Below are 20,700 nucleotides of genomic sequence, written 5' to 3'. Positions count from 1 at the left end.
GGCGCTCACCTCAATGGTGGGCGCCCGTCGTCGTGCGCGAGGAATGCCATCGAGGTCTGGCGATACGACGCCAGTCGCGCTGTCAGCTCTCGCGCCGCAGGTGGGCCCGGGTCGTCATCGAGATACGTCGATGTGGCGACGCTCGTCCCACGGCTCGGCCCAGCCGAGAGCGTCGAACAGTCCGGAGAGAACGAAGGCGGTGAAGCCCCAGACGACCGTCCCGTCCACCTCGAACGCTGGCCCGAGGAACCGCTGCCCGGTGCGGGACATGACGCCGATCCCACGGTTCGCGGGATCGACGAGGTCGGCGACGGGGACACGGAAGACCGCGGCCGTCTCCCCGTCGTCGACCACCCGCACCGGGCTCGGGCGGGTCCACCAGCCCAGGACGGGGGTGACGAGATGGTTGCTGAACGGCAGGGGGAGCGCCGCGAGCGTCCCGAGAACCTCGACGCCACCGGTGTCGATGCCTGTCTCTTCGCGGGACTCGCGCAGCGCTGCACCGACCGGGCCGTCGTCGTCGGCGTCGAGGCGGCCGCCGGGGAAGGCCACCTGGCCCGGGTGGTGGCGGAGGGCAGGCGCGCGCTGCAGGAGCAGCACATCAAGATCGGCGGGCACGTGCGCCGTGCCGTGCACGGCAGGCACGTCGTCGAGCCGGCCGAGGAGCACGAGGACCGCCGCCGGGCGGGGTACGCCGGTGGCGGGCTCGCTCCCCGGCACGAGGAGCGGGGGCAGCGCGATGCCGTCCCGGACCACCCGCAGGAGGTCCGCCCGCGCATCGGGTGCGCTGCTCGGCCCGCTGCCCCCGGCACGTCTCGTCATGCCGTCACCACCCGGCGGGCAGCGGCCGACCCTCGTCGTACCCCGCCGCGGACTGGATCCCGACGATCGCGCGCTCCGCGAACTCCTCGAGGGACGACGCGCCCGCGTACGTGCACGCGCTCCGCAGACCGGACGTGATCTGGTCGATGAGGTCCTCGACGCCCGGGCGCTGCGGGTCGAGGTACATGCGGGAGGAGGAGATGCCCTCCTCGTAGAGCGCCTTGCGCGCCCGGTCGAACGGGTCCCCGCCCGCGTTGCGGGCCGCGACTGCCCTGGCCGAGGCCATGCCGAAGCTCTCCTTGTACAGGCGCCCCGTGCCGTCGTCGTGCAGGTCGCCCGGGCTCTCGTGCGTGCCCGCGAACCAGGAGCCGATCATCACCTGCGAGGCGCCGGCCGCCAGCGCGAGCGCGACGTCCCTCGGGTGCCGCACGCCGCCGTCGGCCCACACGTGCGTACCGAGCTCACGCGCCCGCGCCGCGCACTCGAGCACCGCGGAGAGCTGGGGCCGCCCGACGGCGGTCATCATGCGCGTCGTGCACATGGCACCCGGGCCCACCCCGACCTTGACGATGTCCGCGCCCGCGGCGACGAGGTCCTCGACGCCCCGAGCCGTGACGACGTTCCCGGCGACGACGGGAACCGCCGGCGTCACCGACCGCACGGCGCGGAGCGCGGCGAGCATCTTCTCCTGGTGGCCGTGCGCCGTGTCGACGACGAGTGTGTCCACGCCGGCGGCGAGGAGCTCCGCGGTCTTGGCAGCCACGTCTCCGTTGATGCCGACCGCGGCGGCGACGCGGAGTCGACCGGAGCTGTCCACGGCGGGCGTGTAGATGCTCGATCGCAGTGCGCCGATGCGCGTGAGGACGCCCACGAGCGCACCGTCCCGGACCACCGGCGCGATCCGTCGACGGGACTCGTGCAGGCGGGAGAACGCCGCACGCAGTCCCTCCTCGGACTCCAGGAGGTCTGCGTCGAGGAGCGTGAGGTCGGTGGTCATCACCTGGTGCGCCTGGGCGAACCGGTCGACGTCGAGGCAGTCGTGAGCCGTGAGGATCCCGACGGGGCGGCGCCCGTCGACGACGACCGCCGCGCCGTGCGACCGCTTGCCGATGAGCGAGAGCACGGTGTGGACGGTGTCGGTCCGCGTGACCGTCACCGCGGTCTCGACGACCGTGTGGCGCGACTTCACTCCGGCGACGACGTCCGCGACGACGTCTGTGGGGATGTCCTGCGGGATGACGGCCATACCCCCGCGGCGCGCGACCGTCTCGGCCATCCGGCGCCCCGACACGGCGGTCATGTTCGCGACGACGAGGGGGAGCGTCGTCCCCGTCCCGTCCGTCGTCGCGAGGTCCACGTCGAACCGCGACGCGACCTCCGAGTACGAGGGGACGAGGAAGGCGTCGCCGTAGGTGAGGTCGGTCGTGGGGACGTGGCCGTCGAGGAAGCGCATGTCGACGAGTCTACGAACAGGGTGCGTCAGGCTCCCGCGAAGAAGGCACTGATCGCTCGGGCGAGGGTGCCCGGGTCCTCGACGTGGCACATCTCGCGGGCGGAGTGCATGGACAGCAGAGCGATGCCGACGTCGACGGTCCGGATGCCCAGGCGCGTCGCCGTCAGCGGGCCGATCGTCGATCCGCAGGGGACCGAGTTGCTCGAGACGAACTCCTGCATCGGCACTCCCGCTTCGTCGCACGCGCGCGCCCACAGCGCCGCACCGTGCGCATCGGTGGCGTACCGCTGGTTCGCGTTGATCTTCAGCAGCGGGCCACCCCCCGCGAGCGGGCGGTTCGCGGGGTCGTGCCGCTCCGGGTAGTTGGGGTGCACCGAGTGCCCGACGTCGCTCGACACGCACCACGACGCGGCGTACGCCTGCAGCCGCTCGCTCTCCGAGCCGCCGCACAACCGTGCCAGCACGTCGGCGAGGAACGGTCCGGACGCGCCCGACCGCGACTCGGACCCGAGCTCCTCGTGGTCGAACGCCGCGAGCACGCTCGTGTGCTCGCCGTCCTCGGGTGCGTCGAGGAGCGCGACGAGACCGGCGTGCACGGAGACGAGGTCGTCCATGCGGCCTGCTGCGAGCAACGACGCGTCGAGCCCGAAGCGCGCCGGGGCGGCGGTGTCCGCCGTGAGGACGTCGTAGCCGGCGACGTCGGCCGCCTCGACGCCGGCGAGCGACGCGAGGTGGGCGACGAGGTCAGCGTGCTCACCGACGCCGAAGACCGGTTGCGTGTGGCGTTGCCGGTCGAGGGTCAACCCCTCGTTCGCGCTGCGGTCGAGGTGGATCGCGAGCTGGGGGATGCGCAGGAAGGGTCCCGTGCGCACGAGGTGCTCGGCGCCGTCGCGCGTCACGAGGCGTCCTGCGAGCTCGAGCTCACGGTCGAGCCAGGAGTTGAGGAGCGGACCGCCGTACACCTCGACCCCGGCCTGGAGCCAACCGTGCGCAGTGATCGTCGGGCGGGGCTTGAGCTTGAAGCCGGGGGAGTCGGTGTGCGCACCGAGGATGCGCAGCGGGCTCGTCGCGGCGGCCGTGGCAGGCCGCACCCACGCGATCACGGCTCCGTCGCGCACGACGAAGCCACGGACCGTCCTGGTGGGCCACGGCTCGTTCTCGGCGAGCTGTGTGAAGCCAGCGGCGACGAGCCGCCGCCCGACCTCGTGGGCTGCGTGGTAGGAGGACGGGGACGCCGCGAGGAACGCGGACAGGTCATCGATGTGGGCTGTCGTGGTGTCCATCTGCTCATCCAAGCACCCGTGACCGGTGCGCGTCGGCCCTCTCCACCCGCCGTCCAGCCCCGGGAGATAGAGTGGTCACCCGCACGCGCCGATCCACTCGATGCGCGAGGAACCGGTGGACCACGCATGCTGGGCCTGCCCCGCAAGGAAAGAGCACCATGGGACTGCTGGAGACGATCACGTCACCGAGCGACGTGCAGAGGTTGACCCCGGCGCAAGCGACGGAGCTGGCGGCCGAGATCCGGGACTTCCTCGTGCAGTCGGTGTCCCGCACGGGAGGGCACCTGGGCCCGAACCTCGGGGTCGTCGAACTCACCATCGGGATGCACCGCGTCTTCTCGTCCCCGAAGGACACCTTCGTCTTCGACACCGGGCACCAGTCGTACGTGCACAAGCTCCTCACGGGCCGCCAGGACTTCGCCGACCTCCGCACCCGCGGCGGGCTCTCGGGCTACCCGAGCCGCGCGGAGTCGGAGCACGACGTCGTGGAGAACTCGCACGCGTCGACGGCGCTCAGCTGGGCCGACGGGATCGCGAAGGCGAACGTCGTGCGCGGTCGCGACGACCGCCACGTCGTGGCCGTCATCGGCGACGGTGCGCTCACCGGCGGCATGGCCTGGGAGGCGATCAACAACATCGCGGCCGGTCACGACCGCCGCCTCATCATGATCGTCAACGACAACGGCCGGTCCTACGCGCCGACCATCGGCGGCATGGCGCACCACCTCGACACCCTGCGCACGACGCGGGGCTACGAGAGCTTCCTCGACTGGGGCAAGCGCACGTTGCGGAGGTCGGGCCCGCCCGGCCGGCTCGCGTACGAGGCGCTGCACGGCCTGAAGAAGGGCATCAAGGACGTCGTCTCCCCGCAGGGGATGTTCGAGGACCTCGGGATCAAGTACGTGGGGCCCGTGGACGGTCATGACATCGCGGACGTCGAGCGTGCTCTTGCGCGTGCCCGGGCGTACGGAGCGCCCGTCCTCGTGCACGTCATCACCGAGAAGGGGCGCGGCTACAGCCCGGCCGAGCAGGACGTGGCGGACCGCTTCCACGCCGTGGGTCAGATCCACCCCGAGACCGGCCTCCCGGTCGCCCCGTCACGCTTCGGGTGGACGAAGGTCTTCGCGGACGAGATCGTGGCGATCGGGCGCAGTCGCCCGGACGTCGTGGCGATCACCGCCGCGATGCTCGCCCCCGTCGGCCTCGCGCCGTTCGGCAAGGAGTTCCCCGGACGCACGTTCGATGTCGGGATCGCCGAGCAGCACGCCGCGACGTCTGCCGCAGGGATGGCGTTCGCCGGCCTGCACCCCGTCGTGGCCCTGTACGCGACGTTCCTCAACCGCGCCTTCGACCAGGTCCTCATGGACGTCGCGCTGCACAAGGCCGGCGTGACGTTCGTCCTCGACCGCGCCGGGATCACCGGCTCCGACGGGGCGAGCCACAACGGCATGTGGGACCTGGCGATGCTGCGCATCGTCCCGGGCCTGCACCTCGCCGCACCGCGCGACGAGGAGACACTGCGGTCCGCGCTGCGGGCCGCCGTCGACATCGACGACGCGCCGAGCGTCGTGCGGTACCCCAAGGGCCCGGTCGTCGAGGCGATCCCCGCGGTCGACGTCGTCGACGGGGTCGACGTCGTCGCCCGCACCCAGGCCGCCGAGACCGCGACGTCGCCTCGCAGGGTGCTCGTCGTCGGGATCGGGGCGATGGTCGGGACAGCGCTCGAGGTCGGCGAGATCCTCGCCGCGCACGACGTCACGGCCACGGTCGTCGCGCCGACATGGGTGCTGCCGCTCCCGCCCGCACTCGTCAAGCTCGCGGGCGAGCACGACCTCGTGGTCACGCTCGAGGACGGGCTCGCCGAGGGGGGCATCGGCGCCCTGCTCGGGGAGCACGCGGCGCGGGCGCGTGTCCTCACGCCTGTGCGGGCTGTGGGGCTCCCGACGGTGTTCCTCGACCATGCCAGCCGGGACCAGATCATCGCGACGCACCGGCTCACGGCGGCAGACGTCGCGCGCGACGTGCTCGACGACCTCGCGCACTGAGCACACCGTCGATCTGCAGGGCGCCGCCGCACTCGCGCGGACGCCGTGACGCCCCTACTGGGCCACGGAGCCCGGACCCGGGCTGGGAAGTCCCGCCAGCCCGTCGATGCTTCGTGAGTTGCGCTCCCGCTGATACGTCGCGATCCCGTCGGCACCCTTCTTCGTGCTCCACGACTCGAGAAGGTCGCGCTCCTCGACGACCTCCATGACCGGCACGCCCCACCCGCAGGCGTCACTGATCCGGCCGACGTCGACGACGACGACGGCGCGGGTCCCGGGGTGCGCGGGGTGCTGCTGCGAGACGAGCTCGAAGTCCGGGTCGCCCGGGTACGCCACGCGACCGGTGCCGTGCAGGCGAACGATGCGTGGCCGCGCCCCGAACGACGCGAACATGATGCAGATCCGGCCGTTCTCCTGGAGGTGGGAGATCGTCTCGATGCCGCTCCCGGTGAGGTCGACCCATCCGACGCGATGCGGTCCGAGAACGGAGAAGGAGTCGAGCCCGCGAGGGCTGACGTTCACGCGCCCGTCCTCGGCGAGGGGAGCGCTCGCGACGAAGAACATGGGCTGCGCACCGATCCATGCGGCGAGTGCGGTGTCGATGGCGTCGAAGACCTTGCTCATCTCGGCACGCTACCGCTGGAGTCCGTCAGTCGAGAAGAGGGATCTCACGGTACGGAGACTGGGACATTCGTGCCGATCCGGGTGGATCGTGTGACGCGCGGCACACCCCTGTAGCCTGGGGGCGGGCCGAAAGTCCCGCGACGAGAGCCGCCTCCGTCCATAGCGTGGAGGTACAGGCTCGACAGCAACGAGGAGATGGCGATGACCACCACAGCAGACGGCACCAGCATCACCCCCGCAGGTGCCAGCACCCCCGATGCTTGGCGCGGGTTCGTCCGCGGACCGTGGACGGAGTCGATCGACGTCCGAGACTTCATCCAGCGCAACTACACCCCGTACGAAGGTGACGCGTCGTTCCTCGAGGGCCCGACCGCGAAGACCCTCTCGGTCTGGGACACCCTGGAGAAGGACTACCTGTCCGTCGAGCGCGCGAAGCGCGTCTTCGACGTCGACACCCATGTCCCCGCAGACATCGACGCGTTCCCGGCCGGCTTCATCTCCGACGACGACGACGTCATCGTCGGCCTCCAGACCGACGTCCCGCTCAAGCGCGCGATGATGCCCAACGGTGGCTGGCGCATGGTCGAGACCGCGATCAAGGAAGCCGGTCTCGAGCCTGACCCGGCTGTCCGCGAGACCTTCACCAAGTACCGCAAGACCCACAACGAGGGGGTCTTCGACATCTACACCCCGCGGATCCGTGCCGCCCGCTCCTCGCACATCATCACGGGCCTCCCGGACTCCTACGGCCGTGGCCGGATCATCGGCGACTACCGCCGCGTCGCGCTCTACGGCGTGGACTTCCTCATCGCCGAGAAGATCGCCGCGAAGGACTCCGTCGCCGACCAGCCGTTCTCCGAGAGCTGGGCACGCTACCGCGAGGAGCACTCAGAGCAGATCCGTGCGCTGAAGAAGCTCAAGAACCTCGGCGAGCAGTACGGGTTCGACCTCGGGCGCCCCGCGGCCACCGCGCAGGAAGCCGTCCAGTGGACGTACTTCGGCTACCTCGCCGCCGTGAAGTCCCAGGACGGCGCCGCCATGAGCTTCGGTCGTCTCTCCGGGTTCTTCGACATCTACATCGAGCGGGACATGGCGGAGGGTACCCTCACCGAGGCTGAGGCCCAGGAGTACATCGACGCGCTCGTGCTCAAGCTCCGTATCGTGCGGTTCCTGCGCACCATCGACTACGACCAGATCTTCTCGGGCGACCCGTACTGGGCCACGTGGTCCGACGCGGGCTTCGGTGAAGACGGCCGGACCCTCGTCACCCGGACGTCGTTCCGTCTCCTGCAGACGCTGCGCAACCTCGGCCCGGCTCCCGAGCCGAACATCACGATCTTCTGGGACGAGAAGCTGCCGCGCGGCTACAAGGAGCTGTGCTCCGCGATCAGCATCGAGACGTCCGCCGTCCAGTACGAGTCCGACGCGCAGATCCGTGCGCACTGGGGCGACGACGCCGCCATCGCGTGCTGTGTCTCGCCCATGAGGGTCGGCAAGCAGATGCAGTTCTTCGGGGCCCGCGTCAACGCCGCCAAGACCCTGCTCTACGCCGTCAACGGCGGTCGTGACGAGATGAGCGGCAAGCAGGTCGTCACCGGCTTCGAGCCCATCACGGGTGACGGTCCGCTCGACTACGACGAGGTGTGGGCCAAGTACGACGCGATGCTCGACTGGGTCGTCGAGACGTACGTCGAGGCGCTGAACATCATCCACTACAGCCACGACAAGTACGCCTACGAGTCCATCGAGATGGCGCTCCACGACAGCGAGATCCTGCGCACCCTCGGATGCGGCATCGCCGGGCTGTCGATCGTCGCGGACAGCCTCTCCGCCATCAAGTACGCGAAGGTCACGCCGGTCCGTGACGACACAGGTCTCGTGATCGACTACATCACGGAGGGCGAGTTCCCCGTCTACGGCAACGACGACGACCGCGCTGACGAGATCGCGCAGCTCGTGGTGCACACCGTCATGGACAAGATCCGGGCGCTGCCGACCTACCGTGACGCGGTGGCGACGCAGTCGGTGCTCACCATCACCTCGAACGTCGTCTACGGCAAGGCCACGGGTTCCTTCCCGTCCGGCCACCGCAAGGGTGAGCCCTTCTCGCCGGGCGCGAACCCGGAGAACGGGATGGACACCCACGGGATGGTCGCCTCGATGCTCTCCGTGGCCAAGCTCGACTACGACGACGCCCTGGACGGCATCTCCCTGACGAACACGATCACGCCCAGCGGCCTGGGCCGGACCAAGGACGAGCAGGTGGGCAACCTCGTCGGGATCCTCGACGCCGGCATGAACGAGGGGCTGTTCCACGCGAACATCAACGTCCTCAACCGGGAGACCCTCGAGGACGCGATCGAGCACCCCGAGAACTACCCCAACCTCACGATCCGGGTGTCCGGGTACGCGGTGAACTTCGTCAAGCTGACGCGCGAGCAGCAGCAGGACGTGCTCACCCGGACGTTCCACCACACCGCATGAGCACGGGGCCCGCCGCGACGGTCGGCGCCGTGGGAGGCTGTGAGCCTCTGGACCCCGCGGTCGCGCGGGACGTCCTGCGCGACCAGGACTTCGACGCTCCCGAGCGTCGGGCGTCCGGTGCTGGCACCGGCGGGCTCCACGTCAGTGCGGTCAACCGTGGTGAGAAGTTCGAGCAGATGCGGGCCGGGCAGCTCGGGTCCATCCACTCCTGGGAGCTGGTCACCGCGGTGGACGGCCCCGGGACCCGGATGACGGTCTTCTTCGCGGGCTGCCCGTTGCGGTGCCTGTACTGCCACAACCCGGACACGATGCGGATGAAGGACGGAGAGCCGGTCACGGCGGACGAGCTGCTCAAGCGGATCCGGCGCTACCGCTCCGTGTTCGCCGCGACGGGCGGCGGGATCACGCTCTCCGGTGGAGAGGTCCTCATGCAGCCGGCCTTCGCGGCGACACTCCTGCGTGGCGCCAAGGAGAGCGGGATCCACACGACGATCGACACGTCCGGGTATCTCGGCGCGGCGTGCACGGACGAGATGCTCGACACCATCGACCTCGTGCTGCTGGACGTGAAGTCGGGTGACCCGGAGACCTACCAGCGGGTCACCGGACGTGAGCTGGCCCCGACCCTCGACTTCGGCCGGCGGCTGTCGGAGCGCGGGATCGAGACGTGGATCCGGTTCGTCCTGGTCCCGGGACTCACCGACGACGCTGCCAACGTCGCAGCTGTTGCCGAGTATGCGGCGACGCTGTCGTCCGTCACCCGCGTCGAGGTGCTCCCGTTCCACCAGATGGGCAAGGACAAGTGGGCCACCCTCGGTCTGCAGTACGAGCTCGAGGACGCCCGGCCCCCGACGACCGAGGAGACCGAGCGGGTGCGGGACCAGTTCCGGGTCCGCGGCCTCACGGTGTACTGACGCTCTGGCGGCTGGAGCTGCTGGACGGACGTGCCTGCGCTGCGCGGTCCTGGCAGAGTGGGCGCATGGCTATCACCGAGATCCAGTTGTTCTCCGTCCCCGTCACCGACCAGGACCGATCCCGGGACTTCTACCGGGACGTGCTCGGGTTCCAGGTCCTGGGTGACCAGCAGATCGCGCCCGGGATGCGCTGGGTGCAGCTCGCGCCCCCGAGCGGGTCCACGTCCATCTCGCTCGTCACCTGGCTGCCCACGATGAAGCCGGGTGACGTCAAGGGCATCGTCCTCGAGTCAGACGACCTCGAGGGCGACATCGCCCGGCTGACCGGGGCGGGAGTCGTCTTCGCCGGCGGGATCGAGGAGCAGCCCTGGGGCCGTTTCGCGACGTTCGAGGATCCGGACGGCAACGGCATCGTGCTGCAGCACACGACGAACCGCGTGCTCATCTGACCGATCCGGCTCACGCCGGGTGGTTCGACGAGACGACGCGGCTCGCCGGTACGACGACGGCGCACGTCCACCGGGACGTGCGCCGTCGTCGTACCGGCATGTGGGCTCAGGCCAGGAGGAGCTCCGTGCGGGTGACGCCGGTGCTGGCGACGACCTCCCCCCGGGTGGTGGCCCCGGGCGCAAGCACCCGGATCTCCCAGGTGCCCGGCGCCGCGTAGAAGCGGAACGCGCCCTCGGGGCTGGCGACGACCTCAGCGGTGAACTCGCCGGTGGCGTCGTGCAGCCGGACGTACGCACCCGCTGCGGGCCCGGTGGCGGAGCGCACGGTGCCCTCGATCACCGTGGCGCCGGCGGCTGCCTGGGAGGGCAGGGACTGGTCAGGGGCTGCGCAGGACATCCGCGCGGCTCAGCGCTCGACGGGGACGCCGACGAGGGAGCCGTACTCGACCCATGACCCGTCGTAGTTCTTCACGTCCTCCTGGCCGAGGAGCTGGCTGAGCACGAACCAGCTGTGGCTCGACCGCTCGCCGATGCGGCAGTACGCGATCGTCGGCTTGCTCGTGTCGAGGCCCGCTGCGCCGTAGAGGGCCGCGAGCTCCTCGTCGGACTTGAACGTGCCGTCGTCGTTGGCCGCCTTGCTCCACGGGATGTTGATGGCGCCGGGGACGTGCCCACCGCGCTGCGCGTGCTCCTGGGGGAGGTGCGCCGGACCGAGGATGGTGCCGGCGAACTCCTCGGGGGAGCGCACGTCGACGAGGTTCTTCTGACCGATCGACGCGACGACCTCGTCGCGGAACGCACGGAGCGTGAGGTCCTGGTCCTGCGCGACGTAGGTCGTGGCGGGACGGGGCACGACGCCGTCGCTGAGGGGACGGGACTCGAGCTCCCACTTCTTGCGGCCGCCGTCGATGAGCTTGACGTCCGTGTGGCCGTAGAGCGTGAAGTACCAGAAGGCGTACGCGGCGAACCAGTTGTTGTTGCCGCCGTACAGCACGACGGTGTCGTCGTTGCTGATGCCCTTGGCCGACAGCAGGGCCTCGAACTGCTCCTTGTTGACGAAGTCGCGACGGACCGGGTCCTGGAGGTCGAGCTTCCAGTCGAGCTTGATGGCGCCCTCGAGGTGCCCCTTGTCGTACGCGGAGACGTCTTCGTCGACCTCGACGAAGACCACGCCCAGGGTGTGCAGGTTGGCCTCTGCCCAGTCGGCTGAGACGAGTACGTCGGTGCGTGCCATCGGTGGTGCTCCTCGGCTGGTGCAGCCGCCGGTGAGCGTACAAACCGGGACGGCCGGGACGGATGAACGCCGCCGACGCTAACGGAGGGCTCCGCCGCTCACCATAGCCGTCCCGGTCCGTGAGACATCAAGAAGGCGCGGATCGGCTCAGAACGGCACTCTTCGACCGCCAACGGTGGCCGCCCATCTCATCGGGCGAGACGAGCGGCCACCCTGGTCACCGTGGGACGTTCGCGACGCCGTCCGGCAGCAGGCGCCTCCCGAGGACCCGCTCCGAGTAGCCTGCGCGGTCGAGGAACGCCGTGATGCCGCCCGCGCTGAAGGGCCACCCGGCGCCGAGGATCATGCACACGTCGATCTCGCTCGGCCCCGACACGACCCCCTCGTCGAGCATGAACCCGATCTCGCGGGTGAGGGACGTGAGGACCTCGTCGAGGACGCCCTGCTCGTCGAGTGCTGGCTCTCGCTCGCCCGCGACCGAGTCGAACACGCCCTGTAGCGCAGGATCGACCGACGCCGGGACACCGCGGGCCGGTGGTGGCAGGACGACCGGCGTGTGGTCGGCGACGATCTTCTCGAGACCCGGGGACCGGGGGAACCTGTCCCCGAGGTCCTCCCGCAGCGAGGTGAGGACGTGGAGTCCGACGGCCGGCCCCACGAGGTCGAAGAGCGCGAACGGACCCATCGGCAGGCCGAGCGGACGCAACGCGCGGTCCGCGACCTCGACCGGGGTCCCCCGCTCGACCGTGCCGACGATCTCGCCCATGAGCAGCACGAGGAGCCGGTTGACGACGAATCCCGGCCGGTCGGCGACGAGCACCGCCGTCTTGCGCAACGTCGTGGCGACGGCGAACGCCGTCGCCAGCGCCTCGAGGCTCGTGCGTTCCGCACGCACCACCTCGACGAGGGGCATCTGGGCGACGGGGTTGAAGAAGTGCAGCCCCACCATCCGCCCCGGGTGCTTGAGGTCCGCGGCCATCTCTGAGACCGACAACGCCGACGTGTTCGTCGCGAGGACCGTCTCCGGGCGCACGACGCCCTCGAGCTCCGCCAGGACGCGCTTCTTGAGGTCCATCCGCTCCGTGACGGCCTCGATGACGAGGTCGCACCCGGCCAGGTCGGCGAGGTCCGTCGTACCCCGGACGGCGCCGACCACCTTCGTGGCGGAGTCCGCAGACATGCGACCCGTCGACACGAGACGTTCGACGGTCGAACGGACGGACGCGAGCCCCGCCTCGACGCGTTCGTCGTCGAGGTCGCGCATCGTCACCGGGACACCCATCCGTTGGGCGAACAGCAGGGCGAGCTGCGATGCCATGAGCCCGGCGCCGACGATCCCGACGGACGTGACCGGGCGCGCCCGAGAAGCGTCAGGCGCCCCTGCGGGCCGCTTCGCGGCGTTGACGGTCGTGAAGGCATAGACGCTCGCCCGCATCTCGTCGGACATGATGAGGTCTGCGAGGGCCTCGTCCTCGGCCTCGAACGCTGCCTCGACGTCGGCGTCGCGGGCCGCGGCGAGGAGGTCGAGGGCGCGGTACGGGGCCGGCCGAGCACCGTGCACGACGGCGTCGACACGTTCACGGGCGGCTGCCACGGCCGCAGCCCACTCGTCCGCTGGGAGGAGCTCGGGGCGCGCGGGGGCCGAGATCTCCCCGGTGAGCACCCCGGCAGCCCAGGCCACGGAGCGCTCGAGGAAGTCCGCGGGCTCGAGCACCACGTCGACGAGCCCGATGTCCGCTGCCTGTGCGGCGGTGTACGGCTTCGCCGCGGCAGGCCGCGTGAGGATGAGGTCGAGAGCATGGGGGAGACCGACGATGCGGGGCGCCAGGTAGCAGCCGCCCCAGCCGGGCACGAGGCCCAGGGACGTCTCCGGCAGCGCCAGCGCGCGGACGTCGCTGGCCGCGGTGCGGTACGTGCAGTGCAGCGCCAGCTCGAGGCCACCTCCCATCGCCACGCCGTTGACGAACGCGAACGTGGGAACCGGCATCTCGGCGAGGCGACGGAACGCGGCGTGCCCGGCGCGAGCAAGCCCGAGCGCGGCGTCGCGGTCAGCGAGGGAGCCCACGGCAGTGAGGTCGGCGCCCGCGACGAAGACGTACGGCTTGCCCGTGACCGCCACGGCTGCGACCTCGCCGTCCGCTGCCCGCCGGGCGACCGCGGCGAGGTCGTCGTCGAGCTCCGCGATGCCGACCGGGCCGAGCGTGCTGGGTTTCGTGTGGTCGAGCCCGTTGTCGAGGGTGAGGAGCGCGAGGGTCCGGCCGTCTGGCAGGGCGATGTCGCGGGTGAAGGTGTGCGTGACGCGCTCGGAGCGCGCACCGGTCTGGCCGGCGGTGGGCTGCGTGGTGCTCGTCATGAGTGGTCCTCAGCTCTCGGTCGGTGCAGACAGGGCGGCGGGGAGGTGGCCCGAGTAGTCGGCGTGGTGAGGGTTCTCCCACACGACGGTGCCGCCCATGCCGAGCCCCACGCACATCGTCGTGATGCCGTAGCGCACGGACGGGTCCGCCTCGAACTGCCGGGCGAGCTGCGTCATGAGGCGCACGCCCGACGAGGCGAGCGGGTGACCGACAGCGATCGCTCCGCCGTACGGGTTCACCCGCTCGTCGTCGTCGGCGAAGCCGAAGTGGTCGAGGAACGCGAGGACCTGGACAGCGAACGCCTCGTTGATCTCGACCAGGCCGATGTCGTCCATCGTCAGGCCAGCGTTGGCCAGAGCGCGTTCGGTCGCGGGGACGGGGCCGATGCCCATGACCTCGGGGTCGACGCCGGCGTAGCCGTAGGACACGAGGCGCATCCGCGCGGGGAGGCCCAGCTCGGCGGCGACGTCGCCCGCAGCGAGCAGGCAGACCGCAGCTCCGTCCGTGAGGGGGGAGGCGTTGCCCGCGGTGACTCGTCCGCCCGGGCGGAACGGGGTGGAGAGGTCGGCGATGTCCTCGACGGTCGTGCCGGGCCGGGCGAGCTCGTCCGCGGTGGCAAGGCCCCACCCACGCGCCGCCGAGCGTACGGCGACCGGTGACAGGTCCGGGGTGATGTGCCCCGCGGCGAGGGCTGCGGCGTACTTGGCCTGGCTCGCTACGGCGTAGGCGTCCGCCCGGGCCTTCGTCAGGTGCGGGTAGCGGTCATGGAGGTTCTCGGCCGTGGCTCCCATGACGAGAGCGCTGGGCTCGACGAGCTTCTCCGAGACGAACCGGGGGTTGGGGTCGGAGTCGAAGCCCATCGGGTGGTGCCCCATGTGCTCGACGCCTCCGGCCAGAGCGACGTCCTGCTGCCCGACGGCGATGGCTGACGCGGTGGTCGTCACTGCGGTCATGGCGCCTGCGCACATGCGGTCGATCGCGAAGCCGGGGACCGTGGTCGGCAGTCCGGCCAGGACGGCGACGGACCGTCCGAGGGTGAGTCCCTGGTCGCCCGTCTGGGTCGTGGCGGCGAGAGCGACCTCGTCGATGCGTTCGACGGGCAGCTCAGGGCGGCGTCGCAGGAGCTCTCGCACGGCCTTCACCGCGAGATCGTCGGCACGGGTCTCGGCGTAGAGACCGTCGGGCCGTGCCTTGCCGAACGGGGTGCGGACCCCCTCGACGAAGACGACGTCACGGATGGCGGGGCGGGAGGTCACAGCAGGGGTGGGCGCTGCAGCGGGCATGGAGGCTCCTGAAAGGGGGACGACGGTGTCCGGACGTACTCGTGGGTAACAAGCACGAGATACACGCTACCGGTCGTCTCAGGAAAACGCACGGAGCGCACGCCGAGGTACACGGGACGCCGGCCGCTCGCGGAACTCAGGAGGTCGTCAGCGGAACTCAGGAGGTCGTCAGGCGCTCGCGCGCAGGGCCTCCGCGATGGGGCCAGCAGTGAGGTCGATCTGCCATGGACGCGCACCGCCCTCGGCGAGGCGCGCGCGGACGCCCTCGAGAGAGGTGTCGGCAGGTGGCCGCCAGCACACCCGTCGCAGGAGATCGGGTTGCAGGAGGTTCTCGAGCGGCACCTGGTGCTCCTCGGACAGCTGCGCCATCGACGCGCGCGCGACAGCCAGCCGTGCAGCAGCGTCCGGGTCCCTGTCCGCCCAGGCCTTCGGCGGCGGCGGAGCGTCCGTCCGGGGGCCGCGGGTGTCCGGGAGCTGGTCGTCCGGCAGAGCCAGGGCCGTGTCCACGGCGCGCTGCCAGGTGGCCGCGCGCCGTCGGGTGGCTGCCCCGCCGAACGCGTGGACCTTCGTCAGCTCGCCGACGGACCGAGGCATCGCTTGCGCCGCAGCGATGATCGCGCGGTCGGGCAGCACGCGGCCCGGAGCCGTGTCCCGAGACTGTGCGAGGCGGTCCCGGGCGAGCCACAGCTCGCGGACGATCGCCAGCTTCCGGCGGTCGCGCAACGCGTGCGCTCCGGAGACCTTCCGCCAGGGATCCACCCGGGGCGCCGTCGGAGGTGCCAGCCGGACAGCCTCGAACTCCTGTGCCGCCCACTCGCTCTTGCCAGCAGCCTCGAGACGGGCCGCCATGACGTCCCGGAGCTCGACGAGCACCTCCACGTCGAGCGCTGCGTAGCGCAACCATTCCGCGGGCAGCGGGCGGGTGGACCAGTCGACCGCGGAGTGCTCCTTGGCCAGGCCCAGTCCCAGCAGCTCCGCGACGACCGCAGCGAGGCCCACGCGCGGCAGACCCAGCAGACGCGCACCGAGCTCGGTGTCGAACACCCGGGACGGGTGCAGGTTCTGCTCACGCAGCCCGGGCAGGTCTTGGGAGGCGGCATGGAGCACCCACTCCGTGCCCTCGAGGGCGGAGGAGATGCTCGAGAGGTCCGGCAGTGCGATCGGGTCGATGAGGAACGTCCCCGCGCCCTCGCGCCTCAGCTGGACGAGGTAGGTGCGCTGGCCGTACCGGTACCCCGACGCCCGCTCGGCGTCGACGGCGACAGGGCCGCTGCCCGCTGCGAGGCGGCGGGCAGCGCTGGACAGCTCCGCGGTCGTCGTGAGGACCGGAGGCACGCCGTCGGCGGGCTCGATGAGCAGCGTGAGCTCGGGCACGACCTCGGGTGAGATGTCGTCCGGCAGGTCGGTGACATCGAGCCGAGCCGGGACGGCGTCGACCGTGTGGTGGTCCAGGGACGCACCGTCTTCGTGCGGGACACCCGTGCTCATGGGCGGACCACCCCGCGCGGGCCGCGCTGCCGGGGGAGCGGCATCACGGAGTCGAGGGGTGAGGGCATGCCGGTGGTCGCCAGCATGAGGCTCGCCCATGCGTCGAGATGGGGTCCGAGGTCGGTGGTCGCGGCGTCGCTCCTGTCCCGCGCTGACCCGGGAGACGGTGTCCACGACGCGCGGATCTCGATCTCCGACTCGCTCGGTCGGCCGTCGAGCACGCCGAAGCTCTCGGAAACCACACGTGTGATCGTCCCGCCGAGCGCGCGGGTACGGACGCCCGCGACGAGCAGCGCCTCCTCGAGCCACGACCACGCAACCTCGCCCAGCATCGGGTCGGCGCCCATCTCGACGTCCAACGACGCACGGACGAGGGTGACCACACGGTACGTGCCCTCCCAGGCTTCCTGACCCGCCGGATCGTGCAGGACGACGAACCTGCCCGACGCGACCTGGCCCGACTCCTCGAGCTCTGCCGAGGTGATGTCACCGTCGAGGGCGGCGGCGAACGGTGCGACCGAACGGGGCGGGTCGATCTCCCGCAGCTGCAGGAACGGCCGCGGCCGGGCGGCGCGCAACGAACCCAGCGCCCGGAGGAAATCGGCGGGCGCCTCGGTCTGGTCGGCGGTCATCACGGCAGCAGACTACGGCTGAGGTCCGACATCTGAGCGGACCGGCGCGCGGACAGCAGCGTCCGAGATGATCGCACTACTGTGGAGGGCGTGTCCGCGCTCCGTCGACGAGCATCACCCTGGCGAACAAGGAGAACTTCCCTATGTCTGCACTCGCGCAGATCGGTGTGACCGGCCTGGCCGTCATGGGCCGCAACCTGGCCCGCAACTTCGCGCGGCACGGCTACACCGTCGCGGTGCACAACCGGTCCTACGCCAAGACCGAGTCGCTCATCGCGGACCACGGCGACGACGGTACGTTCCTGCCGTCCCAGTCCATGGCCGACTTCGTCGCCTCGATCGAGCGGCCGCGCAAGGTCGTCATCATGGTCAAGGCCGGCGGCCCGACGGACGCAGTGATCGAAGAGCTCGTCCCCCTCCTCGAAGAGGGTGACATCATCATCGACGCCGGGAACGCGCACTTCCCCGACACCCGTCGCCGCGAGGAGTACCTCAAGAGCTTCGGCCTGCACTTCGTCGGCACCGGGGTCTCCGGCGGCGAGGAGGGTGCCCTCAACGGTCCGAGCATCATGCCTGGGGGATCGCGGGAGTCGTACGTGACCCTGGGCCCGATCCTCGAGGACATCTCCGCCAAGGTCGACGGCGTGCCGTGCTGCACGTACGTCGGACCGGACGGCGCCGGACACTTCGTCAAGATGGTCCACAACGGCATCGAGTACGCCGACATGCAGCTCATCGCCGAGGCGTACGACCTGCTCAAGCAGGGACTGGGTGCCTCTGCTGCGGAGATCGGGAAGATCTTCGAGGAGTGGAACTCCGGCGACCTCGAGTCGTTCCTCATCGAGATCACCGCGGACGTGCTCCAGCACGTCGACGCCGAGACGGGCAAGGCCTTCGTCGACATCATCCTCGACCGTGCCGAGCAGAAGGGCACCGGTCGCTGGACCGTCCAGAACGGTCTCGACCTCGGCGTGCCCATCACCGGCATCGCGGAGGCGACCTTCGCGCGCGCCCTGTCCGGCTCGGTGCCGCAGCGTGCCGCGGCGCTCGGCGTCCTCGAGGGGGACACGGGCACCTGGGACGTGCAGGACCGCGACGCGTTCGTCGAGGACGTGCGGCTCGCGCTCTACGCCTCCAAGGTCGTCGCATACTCCCAGGGGTTCGACCAGATCGCGGCTGCGTCCGTGGAGTACGGCTGGGACATCGACCGAGGCGCCATGGCGCGGATCTGGCGTGGCGGATGCATCATCCGTGCACGCTTCCTCAACCGCATCACCGAGGCGTACGAGCGCGACGCCGAGCTCCCCCTGCTGCTCGCTGACCCGTACTTCACGGGCGCCGTGGGCAACGGTGTCGGTGCGTGGCGTCGGATCGTCTCCCAGGCTGCCCTCAACGGGGTCCCGGTCCCGGCGTTCTCGTCCTCCCTCGCCTACTACGACGGGGTCCGTGCCGAGCGCCTGCCCGCAGCGCTCATCCAGGCCCAGCGCGACTTCTTCGGTGCGCACACCTACCAGCGGGTCGACAAGCCCGGGACCTTCCACACCGAGTGGTCGCTCGACCGGTCTGAGACCGCTCAGTGACACAGGCGCCGACGTTCGAGGCCGCGCGAGACCTCCAGCCCGTCATCCTCGGTGGGGACATCGGCGCGTACAGCCTGGCCCGGACGTTCCACGAGGCCTACGGGGTGCGCTCCGTCGTCGTCTCGAGCGCGTCGACGGGGCTCGTGCGGCACTCGCGCATCCTGCACAGCGTCGTCGAGCCGCGGATGGACGACGGCACGGTCCTCGTCGCCACCCTGCGGCGGATCGCGTCCGAGCATCCGGGCAAGCGGCTGATCCTGCTCGGCAGTGCCGACTGGCTCGTGCGGGAGATCGTCGAGCACCGCTCGGAGCTCGAGGAGCAGTTCGTCATCCCGTACGTCCCTGTGGAGCTGCTCGACCTCGTCACGGACAAGGCCCGCTTCGGTGAGCTGTGCACCGAGCTGGGCCTGGCGCACCCGACGACGGTCGTGCACCGCGTGGGGTCGGGAGAGGCGGTCGACACCTCGGGCCTGACGTTCCCGGTCATCGCGAAGACCGGGAACACGGCGGCGTACCACGCGGTCGAGTTCCCGGGGAAGAAGAAGGTCTTCACGGTCGACTCGCACGCCGAGCTCCTCGAGCTGCTGGCGCGGGTGGAGGCGTCGGGATACCAGGACGACTTCGTCATCCAGGACTTCATCCCCGGCGACGACTCGGGCATGCGGATCCTCACCTGCTACAGCGACCGGTCCGGCCGGGTCCGGTTCGCGTCGTTCGGGCACGTGCTCCTCGAGGAGCACACCCCGGGAGCGCTGGGCAACCCCGCCGGCATCATCACGCAGACGTCCCCCGAGGTCGTCGCCCAGGCCGTCCGGTTCCTCGAGCACATCGGATGGACCGGGTACGCGAACTTCGATCTCAAGTTCGACCCGCGTGACGGACGGACCGTCTTCTTCGAGCTCAACCCCCGGCTGGGGCGGTCCAACTTCTACATCACGGCCGCCGGGTGCAACACGGCCGAGCCCTACGTGCGGGAGTACATCGAGCAGCGGGACGACCTGCCCGGTGCTCCCGGCGCGCTCGAGGTCACGGACGAGCACCTGTACACGGTCCTGCCGCGCCAGCTCCTTCTGCGCTACGTTGCGGACGTGTCCCTGCAGGCGCGCACCCGTGGGCTCTTCCGGTCCCGCCGCGCGACGAACCCGCTGTGGTACCGCGCGGAGACCGATCCCCGCCGGATCGCGTACCTGGTCGTCGCGCAGCTCAACCAGTTCCGCAAGTACGCCCGGTTCTATCCGCTCTCCGAGCGGGACGCGGCGCGCCGGACGGCGTCGGCATGAACGGGGCGAGCGAGCCCACATCCCGTGACCTCGTCGGCGTGATCGGTGGGGTGGGCCCGCTCGCCACCGTGTACTTCCTCGACAAGGTCGTGCGGCTCACGGCTGCGGAGCGCGACCAGGACCACGTCGACCTCGTCGTGTTCAACCACGCGACCATCCCGGACCGCACGGCGTACATCCTCGGAGAGTCGGCGAGCGATCCCGGCCCGGTCATGGCCGACGACGCGCGGCGGCTCGAGGCCTTCGGTGCGGCGTTCCTCGTGCTCCCGTGCAACACGGCCCACAACTTCACCGAGGAGATCGTCGCCGCCGTCACCGTCCCGGTGGTGAGCATCATCGAAGAGACGGTGGACGAGGTCGTGGCCCGTGCGCCCCACGCACGCAGGGTCGGCCTCCTCGCGACGAGCGGAACGGTGAGCTCGGGCGTCTACCAGAGCGCGCTCGCCTCCCGTGGCCTCGAGGCGGTCGTCCCCGACGACGAGGACCAGGCGGGCCTCATGCGCATCATCTACGAGCAGGTCAAGGCCGGGCTCCCCGTCGACATCGACGCGTTCCGCGCGCTCGTCGCGCGGCTCGTGGACGCTGGCGCGCAGAGCGTCGTCCTCGGGTGCACCGAGCTCTCGGTCATCGCGGACGACTTCGAGCTGCTCGCGGAGCCCTTGTACGTCGACTCGCTCGACGTCCTGGCCCGCCGGACGATCGTCCGGGCTGGCCACCGCCTGCGGCTCTGAACCCCGCCCGGCGGGTGCCGAACCCCGCCGGGCGTCCCCGCTGT

At 70.8% G+C, this 20,700-nt stretch carries 17 protein-coding genes; 7 read left to right on the top strand and 10 right to left on the bottom strand.

All coding sequences use genetic code 11. From position 1 onward, the window contains the following. Positions 1–114 precede the first annotated feature (114 nt). Genes AC2AXK_RS06985 through AC2AXK_RS06975 form a run of 3 tightly spaced genes read right to left on the bottom strand, consistent with a single transcriptional unit; the run spans position 115 to position 3,558 of the window. The gene (locus AC2AXK_RS06985; RefSeq protein WP_484344631.1) at positions 115–822 is read right to left on the bottom strand and encodes an NUDIX hydrolase; all 708 of its coding nucleotides are present in this window, start codon (positions 820–822) and stop codon (positions 115–117) included. Between the two features lie 4 nt (positions 823–826). Further along, a complete protein-coding gene (locus AC2AXK_RS06980) occupies positions 827–2,275 on the bottom strand; it encodes a GuaB1 family IMP dehydrogenase-related protein (RefSeq protein ID WP_484344630.1) in 1,449 nt (482 codons plus the stop codon). A gap of 26 nt (positions 2,276–2,301) precedes the next feature. Then, positions 2,302–3,558, bottom strand: a complete 1,257-nt coding sequence (locus tag AC2AXK_RS06975) for a M18 family aminopeptidase (RefSeq protein ID WP_484344629.1) — start codon at positions 3,556–3,558, stop codon at positions 2,302–2,304. 158 nt (positions 3,559–3,716) lie between these two features. On the opposite strand from AC2AXK_RS06975, the gene dxs reads away from it, so the two are divergent. Then, positions 3,717–5,603, top strand: coding sequence for a 1-deoxy-D-xylulose-5-phosphate synthase (gene dxs, locus AC2AXK_RS06970; protein ID WP_484344628.1), 1,887 nt, complete (start codon positions 3,717–3,719; stop codon positions 5,601–5,603). Positions 5,604–5,657: 54 nt separating this feature from the next. Here the strand turns inward: dxs and AC2AXK_RS06965 are convergent, their stop codons facing one another. After that, on the bottom strand, positions 5,658–6,227 hold the full coding sequence (locus AC2AXK_RS06965; protein WP_484344627.1) for a pyridoxamine 5'-phosphate oxidase family protein: 570 nt from the start codon (positions 6,225–6,227) through the stop codon (positions 5,658–5,660). 201 nt (positions 6,228–6,428) lie between these two features. On the opposite strand from AC2AXK_RS06965, the gene pflB reads away from it, so the two are divergent. The 3 genes from pflB (at position 6,429) to AC2AXK_RS06950 (ending at position 10,074) form a co-directional block, all read left to right on the top strand. Then, positions 6,429–8,711, top strand: coding sequence for a formate C-acetyltransferase (gene pflB / locus AC2AXK_RS06960; protein ID WP_484344626.1), 2,283 nt, complete (start codon positions 6,429–6,431; stop codon positions 8,709–8,711). Then, entirely contained in the window at positions 8,708–9,625 is a 918-nt protein-coding gene (gene pflA / locus AC2AXK_RS06955) for a pyruvate formate-lyase-activating protein (protein WP_484344625.1), read from the top strand. Before pflB ends, pflA begins: the two co-directional genes overlap by 4 nt. Positions 9,626–9,690: 65 nt before the next feature. Further along, on the top strand, positions 9,691–10,074 hold the full coding sequence (locus AC2AXK_RS06950) for a VOC family protein (RefSeq protein WP_484344624.1): 384 nt from the start codon (positions 9,691–9,693) through the stop codon (positions 10,072–10,074). A gap of 106 nt (positions 10,075–10,180) precedes the next feature. Here the strand turns inward: AC2AXK_RS06950 and AC2AXK_RS06945 are convergent, their stop codons facing one another. The 6 genes from AC2AXK_RS06945 to AC2AXK_RS06920 all read right to left on the bottom strand — a co-directional run bounded on the left by AC2AXK_RS06945 (position 10,181) and on the right by AC2AXK_RS06920 (position 17,065). Continuing rightward, on the bottom strand, positions 10,181–10,471 hold the full coding sequence (locus tag AC2AXK_RS06945; RefSeq protein ID WP_484344623.1) for a DUF1416 domain-containing protein: 291 nt from the start codon (positions 10,469–10,471) through the stop codon (positions 10,181–10,183). A 9-nt stretch (positions 10,472–10,480) separates the two neighbouring features. Continuing rightward, positions 10,481–11,308 (bottom strand): sulfurtransferase, encoded by an 828-nt coding sequence (locus tag AC2AXK_RS06940; RefSeq protein WP_484344622.1) that lies wholly within the window; start codon positions 11,306–11,308, stop codon positions 10,481–10,483. Between the two features lie 217 nt (positions 11,309–11,525). Beyond that, positions 11,526–13,661, bottom strand: a complete 2,136-nt coding sequence (locus AC2AXK_RS06935) for a 3-hydroxyacyl-CoA dehydrogenase NAD-binding domain-containing protein (RefSeq protein ID WP_484344621.1) — start codon at positions 13,659–13,661, stop codon at positions 11,526–11,528. 9 nt (positions 13,662–13,670) lie between these two features. Next, positions 13,671–14,945, bottom strand: a complete 1,275-nt coding sequence (locus AC2AXK_RS06930) for a thiolase family protein (RefSeq protein WP_484344620.1) — start codon at positions 14,943–14,945, stop codon at positions 13,671–13,673. Between the two features lie 168 nt (positions 14,946–15,113). Beyond that, a complete protein-coding gene (locus AC2AXK_RS06925) occupies positions 15,114–16,433 on the bottom strand; it encodes an HRDC domain-containing protein (RefSeq protein ID WP_484344619.1) in 1,320 nt (439 codons plus the stop codon). Next, positions 16,430–17,065: a DUF3000 domain-containing protein gene (locus AC2AXK_RS06920; protein ID WP_484344912.1), complete on the bottom strand. Its 636-nt coding sequence runs from the start codon at positions 17,063–17,065 to the stop codon at positions 16,430–16,432. The genes AC2AXK_RS06925 and AC2AXK_RS06920 overlap by 4 nt, the downstream gene beginning before the upstream one ends. A 143-nt stretch (positions 17,066–17,208) precedes the next feature. Between AC2AXK_RS06920 and gndA the strand changes: the two genes are divergently transcribed. The 3 genes from gndA to cuyB are packed head-to-tail and all read left to right on the top strand — an operon-like array spanning position 17,209 to position 20,656. Next, a complete protein-coding gene (gene gndA, locus AC2AXK_RS06915) occupies positions 17,209–18,645 on the top strand; it encodes an NADP-dependent phosphogluconate dehydrogenase (protein WP_484344618.1) in 1,437 nt (478 codons plus the stop codon). Continuing rightward, positions 18,642–19,925 (top strand): carboxylate--amine ligase, encoded by a 1,284-nt coding sequence (locus AC2AXK_RS06910; protein WP_484344617.1) that lies wholly within the window; start codon positions 18,642–18,644, stop codon positions 19,923–19,925. Before gndA ends, AC2AXK_RS06910 begins: the two co-directional genes overlap by 4 nt. Next, positions 19,922–20,656 (top strand): cysteate racemase, encoded by a 735-nt coding sequence (gene cuyB, locus AC2AXK_RS06905; RefSeq protein ID WP_484344616.1) that lies wholly within the window; start codon positions 19,922–19,924, stop codon positions 20,654–20,656. Before AC2AXK_RS06910 ends, cuyB begins: the two co-directional genes overlap by 4 nt. Positions 20,657–20,700: the final 44 nt, after the last annotated feature.

This window comes from Sanguibacter sp. Z6_81 (genome assembly GCF_057180625.1).
The sequence above is the reverse complement of the archived record's forward strand: the minus strand, read 5'-3'. Positions and strand labels throughout refer to the sequence as shown.